The organism is Burkholderia sp. MSMB1826 (assembly GCF_001526325.1).
Classification (GTDB): Bacteria; Pseudomonadota; Gammaproteobacteria; order Burkholderiales; family Burkholderiaceae; genus Burkholderia.
On sequence record NZ_LOYN01000008.1, the window covers coordinates 1 to 22,526 of the forward strand.

General features: G+C 68.2%; 20 protein-coding genes. 8 read left to right on the top strand and 12 right to left on the bottom strand.

Annotated elements, in window-relative coordinates; genetic code table 11:
* From WS95_RS34575 to WS95_RS02025, 4 genes are all read right to left on the bottom strand, one after another.
* Positions 1-150, bottom strand: a 150-nt coding sequence (locus WS95_RS34575) for an FAD-dependent oxidoreductase (RefSeq protein ID WP_124636892.1), incomplete at its 3' end; no start/stop codon positions are given.
* A gap of 39 nt (positions 151-189) precedes the next feature.
* Positions 190-1,980 carry an acyl-CoA dehydrogenase gene (locus tag WS95_RS02015; RefSeq protein WP_059822009.1) on the bottom strand — a complete coding sequence of 597 codons (1,791 nt, stop codon included), beginning with the start codon at positions 1,978-1,980 and terminating at the stop codon, positions 190-192.
* Positions 1,981-2,398: 418 nt separating this feature from the next.
* Positions 2,399-3,547 (bottom strand): AraC family transcriptional regulator, encoded by a 1,149-nt coding sequence (locus WS95_RS02020; protein WP_034209391.1) that lies wholly within the window; start codon positions 3,545-3,547, stop codon positions 2,399-2,401.
* Positions 3,547-5,181 (bottom strand): AMP-binding protein, encoded by a 1,635-nt coding sequence (locus tag WS95_RS02025; RefSeq protein WP_059822011.1) that lies wholly within the window; start codon positions 5,179-5,181, stop codon positions 3,547-3,549. Before WS95_RS02025 ends, WS95_RS02020 begins: the two co-directional genes overlap by 1 nt.
* A gap of 312 nt (positions 5,182-5,493) precedes the next feature.
* Here WS95_RS02025 and WS95_RS02030 point away from each other — a divergent pair, with 312 nt between their 5' ends.
* Entirely contained in the window at positions 5,494-6,594 is a 1,101-nt protein-coding gene (locus WS95_RS02030; protein ID WP_059822031.1) for an AraC family transcriptional regulator, read from the top strand.
* 15 nt (positions 6,595-6,609) lie between these two features.
* On the opposite strand, the gene WS95_RS02035 is transcribed toward WS95_RS02030, so the two are convergent.
* The 5 genes from WS95_RS02035 to WS95_RS02055 form a co-directional block, all read right to left on the bottom strand.
* Entirely contained in the window at positions 6,610-8,112 is a 1,503-nt protein-coding gene (locus WS95_RS02035) for a sensor histidine kinase (RefSeq protein ID WP_059822033.1), read from the bottom strand.
* Complete coding sequence (locus tag WS95_RS02040; protein ID WP_034209395.1) at positions 8,112-8,822, bottom strand: response regulator transcription factor; 711 nt, start codon at positions 8,820-8,822, stop codon at positions 8,112-8,114. The genes WS95_RS02035 and WS95_RS02040 overlap by 1 nt, the downstream gene beginning before the upstream one ends.
* Before the next feature lie 534 nt (positions 8,823-9,356).
* Positions 9,357-10,007 (bottom strand): hypothetical protein, encoded by a 651-nt coding sequence (locus WS95_RS02045; RefSeq protein WP_059822013.1) that lies wholly within the window; start codon positions 10,005-10,007, stop codon positions 9,357-9,359.
* Positions 10,004-10,231 (bottom strand): hypothetical protein, encoded by a 228-nt coding sequence (locus tag WS95_RS02050; RefSeq protein ID WP_059822015.1) that lies wholly within the window; start codon positions 10,229-10,231, stop codon positions 10,004-10,006. Before WS95_RS02050 ends, WS95_RS02045 begins: the two co-directional genes overlap by 4 nt.
* Positions 10,232-10,381: 150 nt before the next feature.
* Positions 10,382-11,134, bottom strand: a complete 753-nt coding sequence (locus tag WS95_RS02055) for a hypothetical protein (protein WP_059780334.1) — start codon at positions 11,132-11,134, stop codon at positions 10,382-10,384.
* Between the two features lie 186 nt (positions 11,135-11,320).
* Here WS95_RS02055 and WS95_RS02060 point away from each other — a divergent pair, with 186 nt between their 5' ends.
* Positions 11,321-12,277, top strand: a complete 957-nt coding sequence (locus WS95_RS02060) for a DUF4189 domain-containing protein (RefSeq protein WP_059822018.1) — start codon at positions 11,321-11,323, stop codon at positions 12,275-12,277.
* A 195-nt stretch (positions 12,278-12,472) separates the two neighbouring features.
* Here the strand turns inward: WS95_RS02060 and WS95_RS02065 are convergent, their stop codons facing one another.
* Complete coding sequence (locus tag WS95_RS02065; RefSeq protein ID WP_082725026.1) at positions 12,473-13,351, bottom strand: LysR substrate-binding domain-containing protein; 879 nt, start codon at positions 13,349-13,351, stop codon at positions 12,473-12,475.
* 75 nt (positions 13,352-13,426) lie between these two features.
* Here WS95_RS02065 and WS95_RS02070 point away from each other — a divergent pair, with 75 nt between their 5' ends.
* From WS95_RS02070 to WS95_RS02090, 5 genes are all read left to right on the top strand, one after another.
* A complete protein-coding gene (locus tag WS95_RS02070; RefSeq protein WP_059822022.1) occupies positions 13,427-14,326 on the top strand; it encodes an HpcH/HpaI aldolase/citrate lyase family protein in 900 nt (299 codons plus the stop codon).
* Positions 14,323-15,555 (top strand): CaiB/BaiF CoA transferase family protein, encoded by a 1,233-nt coding sequence (locus tag WS95_RS02075; protein WP_082746833.1) that lies wholly within the window; start codon positions 14,323-14,325, stop codon positions 15,553-15,555. Before WS95_RS02070 ends, WS95_RS02075 begins: the two co-directional genes overlap by 4 nt.
* A gap of 56 nt (positions 15,556-15,611) precedes the next feature.
* Complete coding sequence (locus tag WS95_RS02080; RefSeq protein ID WP_082746834.1) at positions 15,612-16,535, top strand: amidohydrolase family protein; 924 nt, start codon at positions 15,612-15,614, stop codon at positions 16,533-16,535.
* A 71-nt stretch (positions 16,536-16,606) separates the two neighbouring features.
* A complete protein-coding gene (locus WS95_RS02085; protein ID WP_059822024.1) occupies positions 16,607-17,983 on the top strand; it encodes a TIGR00366 family protein in 1,377 nt (458 codons plus the stop codon).
* A 16-nt stretch (positions 17,984-17,999) separates the two neighbouring features.
* Positions 18,000-19,445, top strand: a complete 1,446-nt coding sequence (locus WS95_RS02090; protein WP_059822026.1) for an MmgE/PrpD family protein — start codon at positions 18,000-18,002, stop codon at positions 19,443-19,445.
* Between the two features lie 52 nt (positions 19,446-19,497).
* On the opposite strand, the gene WS95_RS02095 is transcribed toward WS95_RS02090, so the two are convergent.
* Positions 19,498-20,385 (bottom strand): LysR family transcriptional regulator, encoded by an 888-nt coding sequence (locus tag WS95_RS02095; protein WP_059822028.1) that lies wholly within the window; start codon positions 20,383-20,385, stop codon positions 19,498-19,500.
* 113 nt (positions 20,386-20,498) lie between these two features.
* Between WS95_RS02095 and WS95_RS02100 the strand changes: the two genes are divergently transcribed.
* On the top strand, positions 20,499-21,269 hold the full coding sequence (locus WS95_RS02100) for an NAD(P)H-dependent oxidoreductase (RefSeq protein WP_034209514.1): 771 nt from the start codon (positions 20,499-20,501) through the stop codon (positions 21,267-21,269).
* A gap of 230 nt (positions 21,270-21,499) precedes the next feature.
* On the opposite strand, the gene WS95_RS02105 is transcribed toward WS95_RS02100, so the two are convergent.
* Positions 21,500-22,300, bottom strand: a complete 801-nt coding sequence (locus tag WS95_RS02105; RefSeq protein ID WP_059822030.1) for a hypothetical protein — start codon at positions 22,298-22,300, stop codon at positions 21,500-21,502.
* Positions 22,301-22,526: the final 226 nt, after the last annotated feature.

A 22,526-nucleotide genomic window follows, 5' to 3' on the forward strand; every position in this document is an offset into this window, starting at 1 on the left:
GCACACGCCGATCTCGGTGCCTTTCTCGGCGGCCAGCTGCTTGAGCCGGATCGCCGCCGACAGCCCGGCGGGGCCGCCGCCGACGATCACGACGTCGTATTCCATCGATTCGCGCGGGCCGTATTGCGCGAGCAAGTCCTGTGTGGTCAAAATCCTGTCTCCTCCTGCTGCATCCCGACCGTCAGCCGGTCAGAACTGGTCTTCCGTCAACGCGAGCACGCTCTCGTTGCCCTTCGCGCCGACGATCGACGCTTCGAGCGCGCCCGCCTGCACCAGCACGTGCTCCGCATAGCATTGCGCGATCGCGATCTTCGCGTCGAAGAACGCGACGTCGTTCGCGCGGTTCGCGTGCGCGGCCACCAGCGCGCGCGCCATCTGCCACCCGCACAGCACGACGCCCGCCAGCTTCAGGTACGGCACGCTGCCCGCGAACACCGCGTTCGGGTCCTGCTTCGTGTTCGCCAGCACGTAGTCGACCACCGCCGACAACGCGCGCGCCCCCTTCTCCAGTTGCGCCTTCATCGAGGCGGCCGCCGCACCGTCGATCTTGCCGAGCGCCGCGACCGTGTCGCCGATCTCCGCAATCAGCGCCTTCGCCACCGCGCCGCCGTCGCGCATCGTCTTGCGGCCGACCAGGTCGTTCGCCTGAATCGCGGTCGTCCCTTCGTAGATCGCCAGGATCCGCGCGTCGCGGTAGTACTGCGCCGCGCCCGTCTCCTCGATGAAACCCATCCCGCCGTGCACCTGCACGCCCAGGCTCGCGACGTCGTTCACCATCTCCGTGCTCCAGCCCTTCACCACCGGCACCAGGTATTCGTAGATGGCCTGATGACGCGCGCGCGTCGCCTCGTCCGGATGGCGATGGGCGATGTCGCTGTGCGCGGCAGCCACATACGCGAGCGCCCGCGCGCCTTCGGTCAGCGCACGCATCGTGCCCAGCATCCGGCGCACGTCCGGGTGATGGATGATCGTCACCGACTGCTTGGCCGAACCGTCCACCGGACGGCTCTGCACGCGTTCCTTCGCGAATTCGGCCGCCTTCCGGTACGCGCGGTCGGCCACGCCGATCCCTTGCATCCCGACGCCGAAGCGCGCCGCGTTCATCATGATGAACATGTATTCGAGGCCGCGGTTCTCCTCGCCCACGAGATAGCCGATCGCGCCGCCGTGATCGCCGTATTGCAGCACCGCCGTCGGGCTCGCCTTGATCCCGAGCTTGTGTTCGATCGACACGCAGTGCACGTCGTTGCGCGCGCCGAGCGAGCCGTCGTCGTTGACCAGGAACTTCGGCACGATGAACAGCGAGATGCCCTTCACGCCTTCCGGCGCGTTCGGCGTGCGCGCCAGCACCAGGTGGACGATGTTGTCCGCCATGTCGTGCTCGCCCCACGTGATGAAGATCTTCGTGCCGAACACCTTGTACGTGCCGTCGCCCTGCGGCTCGGCGCGCGAGCGCACCAGCGCGAGATCCGAACCGGCTTGCGGCTCGGTCAGGTTCATCGTGCCGGTCCATTCGCCCGAGATCAGCTTCGGCACGTAGCGCTGCTTCTGCTCGTCGGTGCCGGCCGTCAGCAGCGCCTCGATCGCGCCGTCGGTGAGCAGCGGGCACAGCGCGAACGACAGGTTCGACGCGTTCAGCATCTCGATGCACGGCGTCGCGATCAGCTTCGGCAGCCCCTGGCCGTCGTATTCGGCCGGATGCTGCAGCCCCTGCCAGCCGCCTTCGACGAACTGACGGAACGCTTCGCCGAAGCCCGGGGTCGCAGTCACGACGCCGTCCTTCCAGCTGCTCGGGTTGCGGTCGCCTTCGACGTTCAGCGGCGCCAGCACCTCGCCGCAGAATTTCGCGGACTCGTCCAGCACGGCCTGCGCCGTGTCGTAACCCGCATCCTCGAAGCCCGGCAACTGCGCAATGGCGTCGATACCCGCGAGTTCCTTCAGCACGAACAGCATGTCCTTGACGGGGGCGTTATAGCTCATGGTCGATGTTCCAATCAGGCGGTGAATAGGGGGCGCCACGGGGTCCGATACGGCAAAACCGGCCAAGCCGGGCGACGCGATGGGCCATCCTAACGCCGGGCATCCGGATTCCCATTGTCATATCCGGCCCACATGGTGACAAAACCGGCCACGTCGCATGCCGGCGGACACCACCGCGCCCGGCGGCGAACGCCCGCCGGACGGGCGTCGGCGCCCGGTCCGTCGGTATCGGCAATCGCGGTGATGCGCGCCAACAGGAAACGACCGGCGGCACGCGCGCCTGCCCGGCTCGCGCGACGAAGGAAGCCGGTTATGGGAGTGTCCGCTCAAAAACCGGCCGTGAAAACCACAAAAGGAGCCGGTTATGGGATTGAATCCGTGCACGCGCGAATCCGCGACGCTCAACCCCGCGCCCGCATCACGCCCGGCGCCGATACGTCCCCGGCGTACTGCCGGTCCAGTGCCGGAACGCGCGATGAAACGCGCTCGGGTCGTCGAAGCCGATATCCGCGCCGATCGCGGCGATCGTGTCGGGCGTATCGGTCAGCCGCTGGATCGCGATATCGCGCCGCAGCTCGTCCTTCAGCACCTGGAACGTCGTCCCTTCGGCGGCCAGATGGCGGCTCAGCGTCCGCACCGAACAATGCAGGTGCTCGGCCGCCTGGTCGATCACGGGCAGATCCGGCAGCGCCGCCGACAGGTACTGCCGCACCCGATGGCACACGAGCTGTTCGCTGAACGATTCGAAGATCCAGTCGCCGGGCGCGCGCGCGAGGAATTTGCGCAGGTTGCGCTTGCTCTGCCGGATCGGCGCGTCGAGGTAATCGGCGCTGAAGCGCATCAGCGTGCGCTCGCGGTCGAACTGCACCGCGCCGGTGAAGAAGTACAGGTGATCGACCGCGTGGCGGGGCCGCGGGCACGCGAACTCGATCTGCAGCAGCGGAATTTTCTGCCCGATCAGCCAGGAGCATACGCCGTGCACGAGCTTGAGCATCAGCTCCTGGCCGAGCGCGCCGATCGGCCCGATGGCCTCGTTCGGGCGCAGCAGCACCTGCGCGACGAGATCGTCGCGCTTCGATTCGACGAAGAAGTCGTCGAGCAGGATATGGAAGAATTGCCCGAAACGATGCAGCGCCGTTTCGAGGTTGCGCGCATCGAGCAGGCTCAGGCACAGATACTTCAGCGTGCCGCCGCGCAGCGGGCGCGAGAAGATGCCGGGCATCTCGTCGTCGAGATCGATCGCGAGCGTGCGGTACAGCGTCGAGAACTGTTCCTCCGTCACGCGCGCGTGCGGCTCGCCGAGCAGCTCGATCGGAATGCCGGCGCCGCGCAGGTAGCGTTCGACCACGTCGCGCTGCACGCCCGCGCTCGCGAGAAAGCCGTTGACGAGCGAGATCGGCACCGTCGCGCTCGGCGACGGCAGCGCACGCCCGGGCCGGGCGGAAAGTGGATCTGAGCCGGTCATCGCATCCCCGTCGATCGAACCGACCGCATTGTACTTGAGTGGCCCGCGCGCCACCTTCGTGGCTTTCCGCGCAGCCGCGGCCGCGCGACGCGTCGCCCTCATCAGTCGGTGCGGCTGAGTTCGCGGCGCAGGATCTTGCCGACCGTCGACTTCGGCAACCGGTCGACGAATCGAACCCACTTCGGCACCTTGTACGCGGCCAGGCTCGCGCGGCAATGCGCGACGAGCTGCGCTTCCGTCACATCGGCGTCCGGCGTCAGCACCACGAACAGTTTGACGGCCTCGCCCGTGCGCGGGTCCGGCACGCCGATGCACGCGCATTCGGCCACGCCCGGCAGCGCGGTCGCCACCGCTTCCACCTCGTTCGGATACACGTTGAAGCCCGACACGATGATCATGTCCTTCTTGCGGTCGACGATCCGCAGGAAGCCGGCCGCGTCGAACACGCCGACGTCGCCGGTGCGGAAATAGCCGTCCGCCGTGAACGCGGCCGCATTCGCGTCCGGCTTCTGCCAGTAGCCGCTCATCACCTGCGGCCCCTTCACGCAGATCTCGCCCGCTTCGCCGATCGCCACCTCGCGATCCTGCTCGTCGAGCAGCTTCACGTCGGTCGACGGCAGCGGCAGGCCCGTGGTGCCCGTGAACCGGTCGATCGATTGCGGGTTGAACGACACGACCGGCGACGTTTCCGACAGCCCGTAGCCCTCGCGGATGAAATTGCCCGTCACCGCCTTCCAGCGCGACGAGATCACGTCGATCACCGCCGCGCCGCCGCCGGCCGACAGCTTCAGCCGCGACCAGTCGACCTCCTTCAGGCGCGGATGGCCGGCAAGCCCCGCGTACATTGTGTTCACGCCGACGAACACCGTCGGCCGCGCGGCCTTCAGCACGTCGACGAACCCGTCCATGTCGCGCGGATTCGCGACGAGCCAGTTCTGCGCGCCGATCGCGAAGTAGGACAGGAAGTTCACCGTCAGCGCGAAGATGTGATACAGCGGGATCGCCGTGACGATGACCTCTTCGCCCGGCTGGCGCGCATCCGGCACGATCGCCGCGAACTGCGCGATGTTCGCGACGAGGTTGCGATGCGACAGCGCCGCGCCCTTCGACAGGCCGGTCGTGCCACCCGTGTATTGCAGCAGCAACAGGTCCGCGCCGCTCAGCGCAACCGGCTCGCACGCGAGCGATTCGCCGGCGGCGATGGCTTGCGCGAGCGCGGTCGAACCGGGCGGCAGTGCGTCGCACGTGCCGGCCGGCGCATCGACGACGCCGAGATCCTCGCGCCCCACGCTCAGCACGGTGCGCACGCGCGTGCCGCCGACCCCCCCCGCGAACGTGCCCATCGACCCGCCGCAGACGACCGCCGCCTCGACTCCCGCGTCGTTGAGCTGATGCTCGAGCTCGCGCGCGGTGTAGTGCGGATTCACGTTGACCTGGATCGCGCCGATCTTCGCGACGGCGACGAACACGACCGGAAACGCCAGCACGTTGGGCAGCATCACGGCGACGCGATCGCCCTTGCGCACGCCGACGACCTGCTGCAGATACGCGGCCAGCGCGGTCGACAGGCGGTCGACGTCGGCATAGGTGAGCGTGCGGCCGAACGCATGGAACGCCGGACGCTCGGCGAAGCGGCGCATCGCGTCGTCCAGCAGCGCGCTGACGGAAGGATGGCGATCGGCGTCGATCTCGGCGGGGATCGAGCCGTACGACCCGGTCCAGTGTCTGTTCGTCATGTCTCGCTCCTCGGGGGACGGCACGCCGGCATGCGCGCCGTTCGCACGGCGGCCTGCACGCCGGAAGGACGCGGGCCGCCGCCTGAGCGGCGACTATCGCCCGCGCGACGCGCTTTGCAAATGATCCGCCCGGCCGAAAACATGATCGAAACGGACACGCGCATGCAGGTGTCCACGTCGCTTCGCACGGCGAACGCCCGTCCGGTCGGGCCGTCCCGTCGGCACGTCAGGGTGAACCCTGTGGCGAACGAAATCGTTCCCGCGCAGAATGGCAAGCCGTCAACGATATCGATTCGGACGCAGGATCCCGCCATGTCGCGCAGTGCGCTGTTGAAACCGACGGACGCCCGTCCCCCCCGGCTGCCCGACGCCGAAGCCGCCCACGCGTTGCGCGAGCAGCGCTTCACGCCGGCCAAGCTGGCCGTGCTGGTCGACGTGGCCGCGCAAGCCGGCCTCGACCCGGCGACGGTGCTCGCCGGCACCGGCCTCGCGCCGGCCGATGTCGCGGACCCGTTCACGCTCACGTCGCCGCTGCAGTTCCTCACGGCCGCGCGCAACGCGGTCGGCCGGTACGACGGCACCGACCTCGGCGTGCGCGTCGGCCGCCTGCTGCGCGCGTCGAGCTACGGCATGTACGGCTACGCGATGCTGTGCTCGGAATCGCTCGCGCGCGCGTTCGATGCGGCCGTCAAATATCATCGGCTCGCGAACGGGATGCTGCCGATCCGCTGGGTCGAACACGGCGACACCGCGTCGTGGCTGTTTCCGGACCGCCACGAAGTCGCGCTGCCCGATCTCGACGAGCCGCTGTACCGTTTCCTGATCGACATGCAGTTCGCGCTGCACGTGACGATCATCAAGGACGTGATGGGCGGATGGTGCGTGCCCGCGCGCGCGCAGTTCGCGCAGCCGCGGCCGCCGCATGGGGCGCTGCTGGCCGACGCGCTCGAATGCCCGATCGCGTTCGACCAGCCGCATCACGTGCTCAGCTATCCGGCGGCCTGGCTCACGCGCGCGCCGCAGCTCGCGAATCCGATCACCGCCGCGCAGGTGTCGTCGCACTGCGCGCAGTTGCTCGACGAATTGCGCAGCCGATCGGGTATCACGCGACGCGTATACGAGGAGCTCACCCGCACGCCGGGACAATTCCCGGACATCGACGCGATCGCCGAAAGCCTGTGCATGACCTCACGCACGTTGCGCCGCAAGCTCGAAGCCGAAGGCACGTCGTACAGCGAACTGCTGACGAGCGTGCGCAAGGCGCTCGCGATCGACTACCTCGGCACGACCACGCTCAGCACCGAGGACATCGCGCTGACGCTCGGCTTCAGCGATGCCGTGGGATTCCGTCACGCGTTCAAGCGCTGGACCGGCACGACGCCGAGCGACGTGCGGCGCAAGCGCGGCGCATGACGCCGCCGATCGCGGTCAGCGTGCGTCGCCCGCCGTCGGCGACGCCACCGCCAGCGCAAACTCGAACACCGCGCCGCGCCCGGGCCGGTCGACGAGCCGGATACCGCTGCCGTTGAGCGCCAGCATCCGGTGCACGATCAACAGGCCGAGCCCGCCGCTCGTCGCCGTGCCGCCGCTCATCGGCCGCTGCGGCCGCTGGAACAACCCTTCGCGCCGCGCCGCCGGAATCCCTTCGCCGGTATCCGACACGGTCACGACCACACGGTCGCCCTGCGGTTCCAGCGCGATCTCGACCTCGCCGTGCGAAGGCGTGTGCCGCAGCGCGTTGTCGAGCAGGTTGGTCAGCACGCGCTCGATCATCCCGAGATCGGCCGACACGGCCGGCACGCGCGGCGGAATCCGCGCATGCAACGCGACGCCGCGCGACTGCGCGGCCAGCTCGAATTTCTGGAACACGTCCTGCACGAGATCGACGAGCGAGAACGGCTCGCGCTCGGCCTGCACGCCGCCCGATTCGAGCCGCGCCAGCTCGAACAGCGCCTGCGCGAGCCGCCCGACCTTCGCACTCTGCGCGAGCGCGATCGACAGGTAGCGCCGCCGCTCGGGCTCGGCCAGCGTGTCGGCCTTCAGCGACAGCGTCTCCAGATAACCGTGCAGCGACGTGAGCGGCGTGCGCAGGTCGTGCGAGATGTTCGTGATCAGTTCGCGCCGCTGCTGGTCCTGGCGCGTCAACGCGCGCCACTGCTCGCCGATCCGGTCGGCCATCTGCGCGAACGCGGATTCGAGCACCGCGATGTCGTCGCCGCGGCGGCCCGGCGGCAAGCGCAGCACCGGCGGCGGCGCGTCGAGCGCGCCGGGCGCGGCGTTCGCGTCGAAGTCGCGCATCGCGGCCGTCAGCCGGCGCAGCGGGCGCGTGATGAAGCCGAACGCGACGAGGCCCGCCAGCAACCCGAGCAGCGCGACGATCGCCATCGACCACAGCGTCGTGCGCAGCACGTTGCCGGCATCGACGCGCGCGGCGAGCCGGTCATGTGCCTCGCCGAGCAGCACCACGTAGATGTAGCCCGACGGCGGCTGCCCCGCGCGCTGCAGCGGCGCGGCGCTGAACACCTTGCGCGCGTCCGGGCTGCGCGGATCGTCGCCGAGAATCGGCAGCGGCTGGCCCGCGATGAAGCGCTGCACGGGCGCGAGATCGACGCGGTCGCGCTTCACGTGGCCCGGCGGCGCATCGTCGCCCTTGATGCGCCCGGCGTTGTCGAGCAGGTACACCTCGACGCTCGGGTTCACGCCCATCAACTGCCCGAACAGCGTGCGCACGGCGTCGGGGCGCAGCCCGTTCGCGTCCATCAGCGGCGCGCTGCCGGCGATGTTGGCGGCCAGGTCGCGCGACAGCGCCTGCACGACTTCCTTCTCGCGCATGTCGTTCGCGCGGATCTGCAGCCATGCCGACGCGCCCGAGCACGCGAGCAGCAGGATCGAGAACACGAGCGACAGCCGCCGCGTGAGCGTGAGCTTCATCATGCGTCCGGCGCGGCGAGCTTGTAGCCGCGTCCCCACACGGTGAGGATCCGCACGGGCTCGGCCGGATCGGCCTCGATCTTCGCGCGCAGCCGGTTGATGTGGGTGTTGACCGTGTGTTCGTAGCCTTCGTGCTGGTAGCCCCACACGGCGTTCAGCAGGTCCATCCGCGAAAACACCTTGCCCGGATGCCGCGCGAAGAAATACAGCAGATCGAATTCGCGCGGCGTGAGATCGATGCGTACGCCGTCGACGCTCGCCTCGCGCGCGATCGGGTCGATCGCGAGCCCCGCGACGTCGAGCGTGCCCGCGTCGATCCGCGAATCGCGCGCGAGCGCATCGACGCGCCGCAGCAGCGCCTTCACGCGTGCGACGAGTTCGAGCACCGAGAACGGCTTCGCGAGGTAGTCGTCGGCGCCGAGTTCGAGGCCGAGGATCCGGTGCACCTCGCTCGACCGGGCGCTCGTGATGATGATCGGCGTGTAGCGCGTCATCGCCCGCGCGCGCCGGCAGATTTCGAGGCCGTCGACGCCGGGCAGCATCAGGTCGAGGATCAGCGCGTCCCAGCCGCCCTGTTCGAGCAGGCGCAACCCTTCGGCGCCGTCCGCGCTGTGCACGACCTCGTAGCGCTCGTCGCGCAAATGCAGGCTCAGCACGTCGGCGATGTCGGCGTCGTCCTCGACGATCAGGATGCGTTTCGGGTGGTCCATGGCGGTGGGCGGCGGTACGTCGGAGCGGAGCTCGGTCACGGTTGTCGGGCGGCGATCACGGCCGGCGCGAAGCGCGGCGGAAGGCCGCGCTGCCGTCATTGTGCAAAATTTTGCGGCGGCAAGGGATCACATTTCGTTTATGTTTGCGCCGCGCGTGCGCCGTCGGCCCACGCCGTCACGGGCGGGCGCGGCAATCTGGCCCTTGAAACGCGATGTCGGGCACGCCAGGCAACACGCTCGATCGACAGCGAAAGGTTCGCCAGCCGGCGTTTGGCAAGCGCGGAGGGACGCGAAGGGTTTCAGTACGGAATCCGTGCGGCTCGCTTAGGCGCTCCCGTCGTTGCAACGGGTATCTCGCGGGCGATTCGACGCACAACGTGTCCGTAGCACCGAATCGGTCGGATCGGCGTGTCGTGGGGTGGCAACCGAACCAGGCGATATGGATGAGGTTGAACGAACGCGCGCCACGCCGTCGAGCGCAATAACGGACGAAAAATGTGTCTGGCAGCCTCGGGTACCGGCGTCGCCCCTTCGTCAACCACTCGATTCCGGCGGCACGATCCGGGCATCGGCCGCCCGCGACTCGCCTCTGCGTTCCGCATCGCGCATGCGCTCCGTGAGTTCACGTAATCGCTCGGCAGGAATTTCGTCGTGTTCCACCCCTTCGCGGCCGTCACCCCCGGCGCTACGCCAGAACTTCGCGCGACGCGGCCCGGTCGACGAAATGTCGGACGCAATCCCATCGACGATCGACTTCAAATTCGATGTCGAAGGAGGTGCGTTGTCGACTCCCTCCGTTTGCATCCGCGCGATCCACTCGATCGCCATCGCATCGTCTCCGCTCACGCCTGCCATGCGGAAAATGCCGGGCTCGCTTTGCGAGCGATCGGCTCGGAGCAGCACCATGCGCAGGAATCCCTTCGCGAACCCGATGCTGCTGAATTGCCAGTCGGCATCGCGCTCGGCAAGGTCATCGTTGATGGTCTGCTGCATCGAAACGTGATCGGTATATCCCGCATAGCCTTTCGGCTCGCCGGGAAAGTACTGAAAATCCAGCGACGGTGACGCGTCCGGTCGCGGTATGCGTGCTGCCGCCCGCTTTCGCCTGCTGTCGTTCACTGCCGCCACGAACGCAATCAGACCGGCGCACGCGCCGATCAGGACGGCAAGGACCGTCTGCTTCATCGTTTGCTCTCGACGCGCGCCGCGGCCGGATCGCCTTCCTTTTTGAGCGAGCGTGCGTAGGCGTCGTCTGCGCCGACGTTCAGCGCCATGGCTGCATCGAAAAGCGCCGTGACGGCGGCTTCATCGTCGCCCGACGCACAAATTTTCTCGGCTTTCGCGATATACCGCTGCTGATCGTCATAGACGGGCTGATCGATGGTTTTGTCCGCAAGCGCGCCGTTCACCTGCGTCCTGTACAGCGCGAGACTTGCCGCGCATTTCGATCCGGCCGGCTTGCAGGCAAACGTGGCCAGACATAGCAGGAGCGCGCAACAAAGCTTCATCGATCGAGGCCTCTCTCAATACTGCAAGAACGTCCACCGCTTCACGAACGGCTACAACGACTGGTCGTCGATCGCCACGAGCTGCCAGCACGATCCCGACCGCTGGAAGCGATAGCGAATCTTGTGGTCGTTGTCCGATCCGGCATATTCGACATGGCCAGTCGTCTTGTCGTCCTGAGTGACGCGAACGACCTTTCCTTCCCGCCTGGCACGCTCGATATCCATCATCAGCGGGTAGGACGCCTTTTGCTCGGTGACGTGTCGGGTCACCGGTTTGGGCTCCGGCCGGGCGGCGGCATCGATATCGGTGACGGCGAGAGGCCAGCGGGTAAACCGCGCCTGGATCGAAATCCTGCCGGAAAACGCCTTGACGAAAGCGCCGAGTTCGCTGGCGGGACAGACCGACGGGTCGAGCAACGGCGCCTTGTCCGACGCCGCTCGGCCCGGCTCCGCGTAGGCCGGCCCGCTGAGCCGCGTGACCGCCAGCACCTTTTCGACAATGCGGCTGTTTCCCTTCATGTAGGTCGTCGCCGAGATGTCACACACCGCGTTCTGCCCGCATTCCTTTTGCGCCCTGGACTCGGCTGCGGAGTCCGCTTCGAAGAAACACGTCGGCTTGCCGTCCTTCTCCGTCGAAGAGCCGGCCATGCCGGAGCCGGAGCTGAACGTGCCGCTGCAAACGAAGAATGTCGGGGGAGAGGGAGCGGTCGCGGAGCGGGCCGATGACTGGTCGGCCATCGCCTCGCCCGCTACCGCGACGAGCGTCACGGCCGACCAGCCCATTAACAGTTGGATGCGAGACATAAGCGGCCGCCTCATTTTGAAATTTCATTCGACCATGAATTTGCGGTCAATCCTATCGTGAATGCATCATCTTCGATTGTTAAGAACTGCAAAATCAACCGGAAATTTTCCACAATAAACTTCGATGCCGCGAAGTGATATAACGCAACGAGTCTTCAAGGACATTGAGAAAAGGAAGCATCGACAATGAAAACGAATGGACTCCTTTCTATTGCGGCGGTTGCGCTCGCCGGTCTCTCGTTGCCGACGCAGGCGTTCGCGCAGACCTATCCGTGCGGGGGGCCCGGTCCCGGCGAGCGGGTCGTGGGCATGACGCAAGGTGGTCCCGGCGTCGCGCCGAGCCCGCTATGCGCGCCCGACGATAGCGATTCGGCGCCCTCCCGCTCTTCCGGCAGGAAGGAGCCCGAACACGGTGACGGGTGGCTTCGCTACGAAGCCGAAACGCCGTCGAACACACGATATACCGCCGTTGCCTGGCATCAAGATGCCGCCGACATTTGGGTCGTCGGCAATTTTGTCTATCGCAACGACGCCGCGCTCGCGGCAGTAGCCGCCTGCAACGCCGTGATGGGAAAGGGCTGCGAACTCGCCGGCACGTGGTGGAATTCCTCGGTCACGATCGTCCGTGACCGGTATGGTTCTTTTGCCATGGGTTGGGACGGCAACGGCGGTGCTCAAAGCAAACAGACGATGGCCGACTGCTCGGCACACCAGCTCTTGCCATGCGAGGTATTTGCCACGATCGCCCTGGGCAGCCGGCGTTCGCCCGATGTCTCGGTCCGCAAATTCTATGCGGTCTCCGCGTGGGCTACCGATGCGGCGGGAGACGACGGAAAGCTTTATGTTGCGAGCGGGTATCGCAAACTCGAGGATGCGACCAACGCTGCCATCAAGGCCTGCAGCGACGCCACCAGGACCGCGTGCAAGAGCAATGCGCTCACCGGCAACGGCGTCATTCTCGCCTACCGGCTGAATGGCGGAGAAATCAGCGCGACCTCCGAAACCTCGGCGGCGCGTGCGCGAGCGGCCGCTCAGGCGGCCTGCAACAAGCAGGCGAACACCAGCTGCGAGATTCAGGCCGTGTTCGACAGCCGCCGGCCGGGCCTCTTCGTCCACGACTTCAAGACCGGTCAGACGCGCTAACGGCAGGTGTCGTTGCCGGGTGTTTGCGGGGCTGCGATCAGGCGCCGATCCAATTTGGCCGGACCGCCTTCGCGTCATGTTCGTGCCCGCGAGCGCAGCGCACGGCTCGAGTCGGCCGACGGTAGAAACCGGGCGTCGGCCAGCGCCGCCGGCTTCGTCCGCCGCTCCGTCGCCATCCGCATGGCCGCCGACAGATCAACGACGCTGCACCATCCGGCGGCTGATCGCGAGCCATTCGCGGATCGCACCCTCGCGCGCCGAGCCCCGGCGCCAGAGTATGCCGAAGCGCCGCGGTTCGGTCGGCTTCGGCAACGCGAGCCGCACGATCCTCAACCGCTCCGCGAGCGGCGACGCAATGTCCGGCACCAGCGACACGCCCAGCCCGCGCTCGACCATCATCGCGATCGCCAGCAGCGAATTGATCTCGAAGCGTTCGTGCGGATCGATCCCGTGATCGCGCAGATAACGGTCGGCCTGCTTGCCGCCGCCGAGACTCCGGTCGTAGCGAATGAGCGGCTCCTGGCGCAGCAGGTCGTGCGCGTCGCGCGCGGCGAGCGCCTGCGGCGCCAGCACGACGAGCGGCTCGATGCGCAACAGTTCCCAGACCATGCTTTTCGGCAGCGCGAAACTCGGATGCAGACAGACCGCCGCATCGTGATCGCCTCGCCGCACCGACTCGTAAAGCTCCGCCGACGTACCGGACTGGATCAGCACCCTCAGCCGCGGATGCTGGGTCGCGAACTGTGCCAGCACGTCGGGCAGGATACTGTGCAACGCGGTGTTGATCGCGCCGAGACGCAATTCCCCGGACAGCTGCGCATCGTCGGCCGCGACCGATTTCAGGCCGTCGAACTCGCGGACCAGCCCGCGCGCACGCTCGAGCACGCGGTAGCCGGCCTCGGTCGGCCGCACCGATCGCCCGGCGCGGGCGAGCAGTGCCACGCCCAGCTCCCGCTCCAGCACCCGCATCTGCAAGGCAACCGCGGCGGGCGTGAGATCGAGGCGGCGAGCGGCCTGCGCCATCGAGCCCGTATCGGCGACGAGCACGAAGCTCTTGAGGAACACGATATCCATAAAGATATATTTTCTATCGTTTGAAGGAATCAAACCTGTATTCATCGAGTGTAGCGGGGTTTCTATACTGGCCGCATGAAAAGCAAACTGTTTGTTCCCTGCTCCCGTCCCGACCTGTTCGACAAGGCCCTGAACGGTGCCGCCGACGCCGTGTCGTTCGATCTCGAGGACGCGGTCGCCGACGACCGCAAGGATGCCGCGCGCGCCGCGCTGCGCGCGCGGCTCGACCAGCCGCTGCCGGCGACGAAAACCATCGTGGTGCGTGTGAACGCGCTCGGCACGCGCGGCTTCGACGCCGATCTCGACGCGGTCGCGCGCTCGGGCGTCGCGATCGTCAACCTGCCCAAACCCCGCGACGCGGACGACGTGCGCGCAGCGGCGGCCGCCCTCGAACGGGCCGAGCGCCGCAACGGCGTCGCGACGCCGATCGGACTCCTCGTCAACATCGAAACGCCGCGTGCGCTGCGGCTCGCATCCGAACTCGCGACGGCCCATCCGCGCGTGATCGGCTTGCAGCTCGGCCTCGGCGACCTGTTCGAACCGCTCGGCATCGAGCGCCGCGAAACCGCGGCGATCGTGCCCGTGATGCTCGCCGTACGCGTCGCCGCAGGCGAGGCGGGCATCGCCGCCTACGACGCCGCGTTCGCCGACATCGCGGACATCGACGGCTTTCGCAGCGAGGCGAGGCTGGCGCGGCGCCTCGGCTTCGCGGGCAAGAGCTGCATCCATCCGACGCAGGTCGGTATCGCCAACGACGTGTTCCGGCCGACGCTCGACGAAATCCATGCGGCATTGCGGGTGCTCGACGCGCAGCGGCAGGCCGCCATCGACGGCCGCGGCGCGTACGTGGTCGACGGCCGGATGATCGACGCGCCCTTCGTCATCCGCGCCCGCGCGATCGTCGACGAGGCGATTGCATTCGGCCTGATCCCCCCGCCCGACACCGCGCCGCAACCTGCTCGCATCGCACCATGACCCGACCTTTCATCGACGCGCCCGCCCCACCGGAAACGCCCCGTTGCGGCCACGCCGGCGCCGGCCCGCTCGCCGGCATCCGCGTACTCGACCTGAGCGCGTACATCGCCGGCCCGTACGGATGCACGTTGCTGGCCGATCAGGGCGCCGACGTGATCAAGATCGAGCCGCCCGCCGGCGACAACCTGCGCAACTATCCGTCGACGCTGGACGCGCAGAGCCGCGCATTCCTCGGCGTCAATCGCGGCAAGCGCGGAATCGTGCTCGATCTCAAGCAGCCGGCCGGTCGCGAGGTGCTGCTCGAACTCGTCCGCGACGCCGACGTGCTGGTCCACAATTTCCGGCCGGCCGTCCCCGCGCGGCTCGGCATCGACTACGCGCAGCTTCGCGAACGCAATCCGCGCCTCGTCTACTGCGCCGTCAGCGGCTACGGCGAATCGGGCCCGCTGCGGGACAAGGCCGGCTACGACCAGGTGCTGCAGGCGATGACCGGCATGTGCGCGCTGCAAGGCGAACCCGGCGCGCCGCCGTCGATCGTGTACGGCTCGGTCGTCGACTATTACGCGGCATCGCTCGTCGCCGCAGGCGTCGCGTCCGCGCTGTACGAACGGACCCGCAGCGGCGCCGGGCAGTACGTGGGCATCTCGCTGCTGCGCGCCGCACTCGCGATGCAGTCGGCGCGAATGGTCTGGGCCGAGGGCGAGACACGCGACGTCGGACGCGACATGCGGTCGGGTGGCGTCACGGGCCTGCATCCGACCCGCGACGGTTATCTCTACCTGTCCGCGAACACGCCGCATTTCTGGCGCGCGTTGTGCGTGAAGGTCGGCCTGCCCGCGCTCGCCGACGATCCGCGCTACGACACGGTGCGCAAGCGCGCCGACGCGCACGCGGCGCTCGTCCCGCTGCTGCGCACCGCACTGCTGGCCCGCACCGCCAGCGAATGGGAAATCGTGTTCGGCGACGACGTGCCATGCGCCGCGGTACGCGAGATCGAAGACATGTTCGACGATCCGCAAGTCGACGCGGAACGGCTCGTCGCCGATTTCGACCATCCTGCAGCCGGCCGCTATCGCGGCTTCTGCCGACCGATCGCGTTCGACCGCACGCCGGGCCCCGATCCGTTCGGCGCCCCGGCGCTCGGCGAGCACTCGGACGACGTGCTCGCCGAGCACGGCTACGATGACGAACGGCGCGCCGAGCTGCGGCGTCGCGGCGCCATTCGCTGAAGCGGCATCCTGCCGGCAGAACGCCGGCAGAACGACAAGACTCACCCGGAGACGCCATGACAAGACGTACGTTCCTCGCCCCGCTCGCCGCCGCGAGCGAATCGCACGCGTTTGCGCCCAGCCCCGCGGCGGCCGAAGCGACGACCAGGCCGGCACACGCGGCGCCGCTGCTCGCGTGCGACGCGCACCTCCACGTCTTCGACCGCCGCTTTCCGTCCGAACCCGGTGCCGAGGTCTACGCGCATGCGACGGCCAACGACTACCAGCGCGCGATCCAGGCCAGGCTCGGTACCACGCGCGCCATCGTCGTCACGCCACGTGCGTACGCAACCGACAACAGCGTGACGCTCGATGCGATACGGCAGCTCGGCGCGGACCGCACACGTGGCGTCGGCGTGGTACGCACGGACGTGACGGACGCCGAATTGCGTGCGCTCCACGACGGCGGCATCCGCGGCGTCCGGTTCACGCTCTATCGCCCCGAGCATGCACCCACGCGTTTCGACATGGTCGAGGCATTGTCCGCACGCGTGCATGCGCTCGGCTGGCATGTGCAGCTCCATTGGACGGCCGACCAGATCGCCGCACACGAGACGCTGCTCATGCGCCTGCCGTCGACCATCGTGTTCGACCACATGGCGCGCCTGCCGCAACCCGTCGGCACGTCGCACCCGGCGTTCGCGATCGTGCGCCGCCTCGTCGACCAGGGCCGGGCCTGGGTCAAGCTTTCCGGGCCGTACCTCGATTCGCGCGTCGGCGTGTCCGGACGGTTCGCCGACGTCGACGCGCTCGCCCGCGCATGGGTCGCCGCGGCGCCCGAGCGACTGGTATGGGGCAGCGACTGGCCGCATGCGACGGAAACCGTCCCACCGGACGACGCGCGGCTGTTCGATCAACTCGCGGACTGGGTGCCCGATGACCATCTGCGCGAGCGGATCCTCGTCCGCAACCCGGCCCAACTGTACGACTTCCCCAGCTGAGCGCCACACCGCCGCGGCGACGAAGCGTCGACACGCATCGCCGACATGACAAACATCAACAGGAGACATGCATGCGCCTCGCCGATTCCCCGCCTCGTGCGGCCCGCATCCGCCTGACCGACGCGACGATTCGCGTGTTCGAGCGCACGATTCCCGATCCGTTCGTCCTTGCGCTGCTGATCACGGCGTTCGTCGCCGTGCTGGCCGTCGCGATCGCGCCGCGCGCGACGCCGGCCGCCATGATCGGCGGCTGGACCAAGGGATTCTTCGACATCCTCACGTTCACGGCACAGATGGCGCTCGTGTTCGCGACCGGGCACGCGCTGGCCCATGCGCCGCTCGTGCAGCGCGGCTTCCGCGCGATCGTGTCGCTTGCGCGCACGCCGGCCCAGGCAGCGACGCTGGTCTTCCTGTCGGTGGCCGTCACGTCGTTCGTCAACTGGGCATTCGGCCTCGTGATCAGCGCGCTGCTGGCGCGCGAAGTCGCGAAGCGGCTGCGCGTCGATTTCGCGTGGATCGTCGCGTGCGGCTTCTCGGGGTGGGTCGTGTGGGCGAGCGGACTGTCGAGCTCGATCGCACTCGCGCAATCGACGCGCGGCAGCGCGATGAACGTCGTCGAGAAGCTGACCGGCCACGTGCTGCCGTTCAGCGAAACCGTGCTGACCCGCTTCAACCTGGCTCCGACGCTCGCCATGCTCGTGCTGACGCCGGCGCTGCTCGTCTGGCTCACGCCCGGTCCTGCCCGCGCCGAAGCACTGCCGCCCGATCTGCAGCCCACCCCGGCTGCACCTGCTCCCGCCTCGCCCGGCGGCGCCGGACGCCGCTCGCCGGCGCAGTGGCTCGAGCGCTCGTGCGTGCTCAGCGCCCTGGCCGGGCTGTTCGGCCTGTCGGTGCTGGCGCTGACCTACGCGGGCCGCATTCCGCTCGCCGGCGTCAATGTCGTGATTCTCGCGATGCTCACGGCGGGCGTGCTGCTCCACGGCCACCCGCTCGCCTATGCGCACGCGATCAAGCAGGCAACCGCGCAGACGGGTTCGCTGCTCATTCAATATCCGCTGTACGGCGGCATCATGGGGCTGATGGACGCGACCGGCCTGCCGGGCGTCATCGCGCATGGCTTCATCGCGATCGCGACCGCCGACACGCTGCCGTTCTGGAGCTACGTCTGCTCGCTCGCGATCACGTTCCTGATCCCGAGCGGCGGCGGACACTGGGCCGTACAGGGCCCGTTCGTGGTGCCGGCCGCCGTCGCGCTGCACGCGTCGCTGCCCGCGACGACCATGGCTGTCGCAATGGGCGAACAGGTGTCGAACATGATGCAGCCGTTCTGGGTCGCACCGGTGGTCGCGATGGCCGGCATCGGCGTGCAGCGGGTGCTCGGCTACACCGCGCTGACGTTCTTGCTCGGCGCGATCGTCTACGGCTGCGCGCTGCTGTGGCTCGTCTGATGCGCGCGGAGGCACGATGAATCGCAGAACGTTTCTCGCCGCGCTGGGCGCGGCCGCCGCCCGCCCCGCCGTCGCCCAGGTTGCGCCGGCCACGCCCACCCTGGCGCGCCGACTGGCCGACTATGCCGCCGCGCTGAACTGGGAAGCGCTCGACGCGACGACGATCGAAACCGCGAAGGCGCACGTCATCGACGCGCTCGGCTGCGCACTGGTCGCCCATGATGCGCCGCCCGTCGCGATGTGCCGGCGCATCGCGACGACGGCCGCGGGGCCCGCGACGCTCGTCGGCACGCGGCGTCGCTCCACGCCCGAGCTGGCCGCGTTCGCCAATGGCGCGGCCATCCGCTACGAGGATCTCAACGATCTGTACGTGGGCGCCGAACCGGGCCATCCGAGCGACAACGTCGCGCCGTGCCTGGCCGTCGCCGAAGCCGAACGCGCGAGCGGCCGCGACCTGTTGCTCGCGATCGTCCTCGCGTACGAAGTCGACTGCCGGCTGCTGGACGCCGCGAACATCACGAGCCGCGGCTGGGACCATCCCGTCTACAGCCTGCCCGCCGTCGCGCTGGCGGCAGGCAAGCTGATGCGGCTCGATCGCGGCCGGATGGAACACGCGGTCAATCTGTCGCTCAGCGGCCATCTCGCGATGAACCAGACACGCGTGCAGCAACTGTCCGACTGGAAAGGCCTCGCGGACGCGTCCGCGTCGCGCGACGGCGTGTTCTCCGCGCAACTCGCTCGCGAAGGCGTAACCGGGCCGGCGCCGATCTTCGAAGGCCGGGCCGGACTGTTTCAGCAGGTGTCGGGCCCGTTCGCGCTCAACGTCGGATCGTTCGGCGGCCCGCAACGCCCGTTCCGGATCGATGCGTGCGCAATCAAACCCTATCCGGCCCAGGGCTACACGCTGACCGCGATCGCTGCCGCGATCGACCTCGCGACGCAAATCGGCGACCCCGCGCGCATCCGCGCGATCCATATCGACACGACGCACATGGGCTACGTGACGGCCGGCCGCGATCCCGAAAAGTGGCGGCCCGAGACGCGCGAGACGGCCGACCACAGCCTGCCCTATATCGTCGCTCGCGCGCTGCTCGACCGTGACATCACGCGCGACAGCTACGCGCCGGCCGCGTTGCACGATCCGGCCGGTCGCGCGCTGATGGCCGTCACAACAGTCTCCGAGGATGCGCGCCTCACCGCGATGCAGCCGAACGCGATTCCGAATCGGCTGACGGTGACGCTCGACGACGGTCGAAAGCTCGAACGGCAAGTCGACACGTTGCCCGGCTTCCCCGGTCAGCCGACGTCGCGCCCCGATACTGAACGCAAGTTCCAGCACAACGTCGCGGGGCGTCTGTCGGACAAGCGTGCCCGACACGCGCTCGACGCCCTGTGGGCGCTCGATGCCCGCACCGATCTCGACGGACTGCTCGCCCTGCTGGCCGTCGAATCCCGGTCGTGACTTGCGCCAAGCGCCGATCGACGGATGCCCGCGCGTCCGGACCGTGGGTCCGTCAACGATGCTCGTCACCCGCGAGACGCGCGTGCAACGCCTCGACCGACGTCGCGACGAACGACGAGAACGCACGAATCCGCGCGGTGTCGCGCAGGTCCGGATGCGTCAGCAGCCACAGGTCGGTCGCCAGTTCGTCGATCCGGCCGCCCAGTCGCACCAGATCGCGCTCGCCGTCGGCCAGGTAGCACGGCAACACGGCCGCGCCGATACCGGCACGCGCCGCGGCGAACAGGCCGAGCAGCGTATCGACCCGATATCCGCAGCGTGCATCGGCTCCGTGCGCATGCATCCATCGCTCGAGCGGCCGGTAACCCATCCGCCGGTCCGGGCCGACCCACGCGAGATCGTCGGCACGATCGCGCCACTCGCGCGTTGCGTAGACGGCCTGCGCGATCGTGCCGACCCGGCGGCCGATCAGCGTTTCAGGCGGCGACGACGACGGACGGATCGCGACGTCGGCCTCGCGCTTCGACAGGTCGAAGACCGCATTCGATACCGACACTTCCACCGTGATTTCGGGGCAGGCGCGCCGGAACGCGGCGAACACCGGCGACAGCAAGCCCGACAGCAACGTGTCGGTCGTCGTCACGCGCACGGTGCCCGATGGCCGCACGTCGCGGCCGGCCACGCGCCGCTCGACGCCGTGCACCTCGTCCTGGATTCGCTCGGCGGCAGCGGCGGCGTCCTCGCCGGCGGGCGTCGGCGCATAGCCGGCGCGGGTCCGCTCGAACAACTTGACGCGCCATTCGGCTTCGATTGCCGCCAGGCGGCGAAACACCGTCGCGTGGCTGATGCCAAGCCGCCGCGCCGCACCCGCGAGCGAGCCGGCTTGCGCCACCGCCAGCACGAGCTGCAGGTCGTCCCATGACAGCCGCTGTTCATTCATGCAAACCTCGTTTGCGAAACTGGCCCATTCCCGTTCATTTTCGCAACGCGTACCGTATCAGGCAAATACCGACGCAAGCCGCCTTCACCGACACGTCACGAGGAGTGCCGCCGATGCATACGCTGATCGTTCATTGCCATCCCGAACCGCGCTCGTTCAACGCCGCCCTGCGCGACACCGCCGTGCGGACGATGCGCGCACTCGGCCACGACGTCGCCGTGTCGGATCTCTACGCGGACGGATTCGATCCGGTCGAGGCGCCGCGTCACTACCCGTGCCGCGCGAATGCCGACGTGTTCTCGGCGCTGGTCGAACAGCGCCACGCCAGCGCACATGCCACGTTGCCCGCCGACGTGCGCCGCGAAATCGCCCGCCTCGAGCAGGCGGACCTCGTGGTGTTCCAGTTTCCGATCTGGTGGCATGCGGCGCCCGCGATGCTGAAGGGCTGGTTCGATCGCGTGTTCGTGAACGGCGGCCTGTACACGGGCAGCCGCCGCTACGATCGCGGCCACTTCCGCGGCCGGCGTGCGCTCTGCTCGGTCACGACCGGTGCGCCGGCCGCGACGTTCGGCCCGGGCGGGCGCAGCGGCGAGATCGGCCTGCTGCTGTGGCCGATTCATTACTCGCTGCATTACATGGGGTACGACGTGCTGTCGCCGGTGCTCGCGCATGGCGTGCAGGACGCGCGCGGCGGGTACGTGTATCAGGACGATGCGGCGCTGGCGGCCGAACTGGCCGCGCATCGCGACGGTCTCGCGCGCCGGCTCGCGAACTGGCAAACGGACAGGCCGCTGCGGTTTCCGGGTTGGGACGACTGGGACGAGCACGGGGTACTCAAACCGGGAATCGTCGGGTACGACCGGTACGTGCGCGGTTGTGCGTGAGTCCCTCGCCGAAAATTCCGTGGCACTGCCTCGAACTGACTTGTGATCGGACGAGGAGGAAGGTTGCGGGTAATCTCAACGGCGGACAGCAGAGCGCGTCGCCACGCTCGGGGAAATCGGCAAATCAGGCAGCCACCTGTCTGACGACTCGACCTGCTGCATGCCGCCATGCAGCAGGTCATCAACCGCCATGGACACGCGATCGATACCGGCGCGCCGCCCATGCATACTCAGTACGACTTACCGCCCACCGTCGCCGCTTCCAGTTCGCGCGTGATGATCTGCGTGCCACCCACGTCGGCGACCGACTTGACCAGGCCGACACCCGGCGCGAGCCAGTCGTCCGCGATCGTCTTGCTCGTCAACGCCGGGTTGGTGAAGGTCTCCGTCGTGTGATAGTGGCAGGCATTCGCAAAGACCTTGCCGTTGCGGAGACTGACCGTTTCGCGCGCGACGTACGTCCGCTGGATCGAGACGGACGTTTGCGCGCCGCCTGCCGGATAGACCGGCGTATCCACGTAATTCGCCGTTTCGCTTCCCGCGAGGCCGATCGTCTCGACATAGGGCGGCGAGTTCACGTCCCGCAACGCAAGCGTGCCGCCACTGTAGACCTCGCCGCCGTAGTTCGTGCGCACGCCGTTGCCGACGAGGTAGTAGTGATTGGTCTGAATCGGCGAGCCTGTCGTGGTTTCGGCCTGCTGCGTGAGCGCCACGCCGTTGAACGTCGCCGGCGCGTAAGTCCGCGTGTACACGCCGTTGTCGACCGACGGGCTCTGCGATGTCGCTTGCGTATACATATGAAGTTGCACGGTATCGCCCTGCTGGTAAACCGGATCGCACTCGACGTTCGAGGCGGTCGGCGAACCCGTATTGCCGTCGGGTGCGCCCGTGGTCGGCGTGCCGCCGCTCGAGCCGCCGCCGTTGTTGTTGCTGGTTCCCGACCCGCCGGACGCCGCGGGCGAGGAATTGTCGTCGCCGCCGCAAGCGGTCAGCGCAACGCAGGTCAATGCAATCAGTACAGCGGCTTTCATCGGGGTCCCCTTTCAAACGAACTGGACGAACGAAGCCGGCGCGCGCATCGCGCCGCACGCGCCGACCATCACGAATCGCGAATCGAATCAGGAAGCGAGACTCGGCAATCGGCCGGCGGCTTCCCGCCGGCCCGCCGACGTCAGTTGACCTGCAGCTGGCCGCCGCGGCCCAGCCCGCCCTTCACGTCCTGCGCCTTGTAGCTGCGCAGCGCGACGACCATCTTGT

Excerpts from the sequence above, each read along its gene's own strand:
- WS95_RS02060 (WP_059822018.1), top strand. The coding sequence starts at position 11,321 with ATGAAAACGAATGGACTCCTTTCTATTGCGGCGGTTGCGCTCGCCGGT.
- WS95_RS02065 (WP_082725026.1), bottom strand. The coding sequence starts at position 13,351 with ATGGATATCGTGTTCCTCAAGAGCTTCGTGCTCGTCGCCGATACGGGC.
- WS95_RS02015 (WP_059822009.1), bottom strand. The coding sequence starts at position 1,980 with ATGAGCTATAACGCCCCCGTCAAGGACATGCTGTTCGTGCTGAAGGAA.
- WS95_RS02070 (WP_059822022.1), top strand. The coding sequence starts at position 13,427 with ATGAAAAGCAAACTGTTTGTTCCCTGCTCCCGTCCCGACCTGTTCGAC.
- WS95_RS02095 (WP_059822028.1), bottom strand. The coding sequence starts at position 20,385 with ATGAATGAACAGCGGCTGTCATGGGACGACCTGCAGCTCGTGCTGGCG.
- WS95_RS02080 (WP_082746834.1), top strand. The coding sequence starts at position 15,612 with ATGACAAGACGTACGTTCCTCGCCCCGCTCGCCGCCGCGAGCGAATCG.
- WS95_RS02055 (WP_059780334.1), bottom strand. The coding sequence starts at position 11,134 with ATGTCTCGCATCCAACTGTTAATGGGCTGGTCGGCCGTGACGCTCGTC.
- WS95_RS02025 (WP_059822011.1), bottom strand. The coding sequence starts at position 5,181 with ATGACGAACAGACACTGGACCGGGTCGTACGGCTCGATCCCCGCCGAG.
- WS95_RS02045 (WP_059822013.1), bottom strand. The coding sequence starts at position 10,007 with ATGAAGCAGACGGTCCTTGCCGTCCTGATCGGCGCGTGCGCCGGTCTG.
- WS95_RS02075 (WP_082746833.1), top strand. The coding sequence starts at position 14,323 with ATGACCCGACCTTTCATCGACGCGCCCGCCCCACCGGAAACGCCCCGT.
- WS95_RS02100 (WP_034209514.1), top strand. The coding sequence starts at position 20,499 with ATGCATACGCTGATCGTTCATTGCCATCCCGAACCGCGCTCGTTCAAC.
- WS95_RS02030 (WP_059822031.1), top strand. The coding sequence starts at position 5,494 with ATGTCGCGCAGTGCGCTGTTGAAACCGACGGACGCCCGTCCCCCCCGG.
- WS95_RS02035 (WP_059822033.1), bottom strand. The coding sequence starts at position 8,112 with ATGAAGCTCACGCTCACGCGGCGGCTGTCGCTCGTGTTCTCGATCCTG.
- WS95_RS02020 (WP_034209391.1), bottom strand. The coding sequence starts at position 3,547 with ATGAGGGCGACGCGTCGCGCGGCCGCGGCTGCGCGGAAAGCCACGAAG.
- WS95_RS02090 (WP_059822026.1), top strand. The coding sequence starts at position 18,000 with ATGAATCGCAGAACGTTTCTCGCCGCGCTGGGCGCGGCCGCCGCCCGC.
- WS95_RS02085 (WP_059822024.1), top strand. The coding sequence starts at position 16,607 with ATGCGCCTCGCCGATTCCCCGCCTCGTGCGGCCCGCATCCGCCTGACC.
- WS95_RS02040 (WP_034209395.1), bottom strand. The coding sequence starts at position 8,822 with ATGGACCACCCGAAACGCATCCTGATCGTCGAGGACGACGCCGACATC.
- WS95_RS02105 (WP_059822030.1), bottom strand. The coding sequence starts at position 22,300 with ATGAAAGCCGCTGTACTGATTGCATTGACCTGCGTTGCGCTGACCGCT.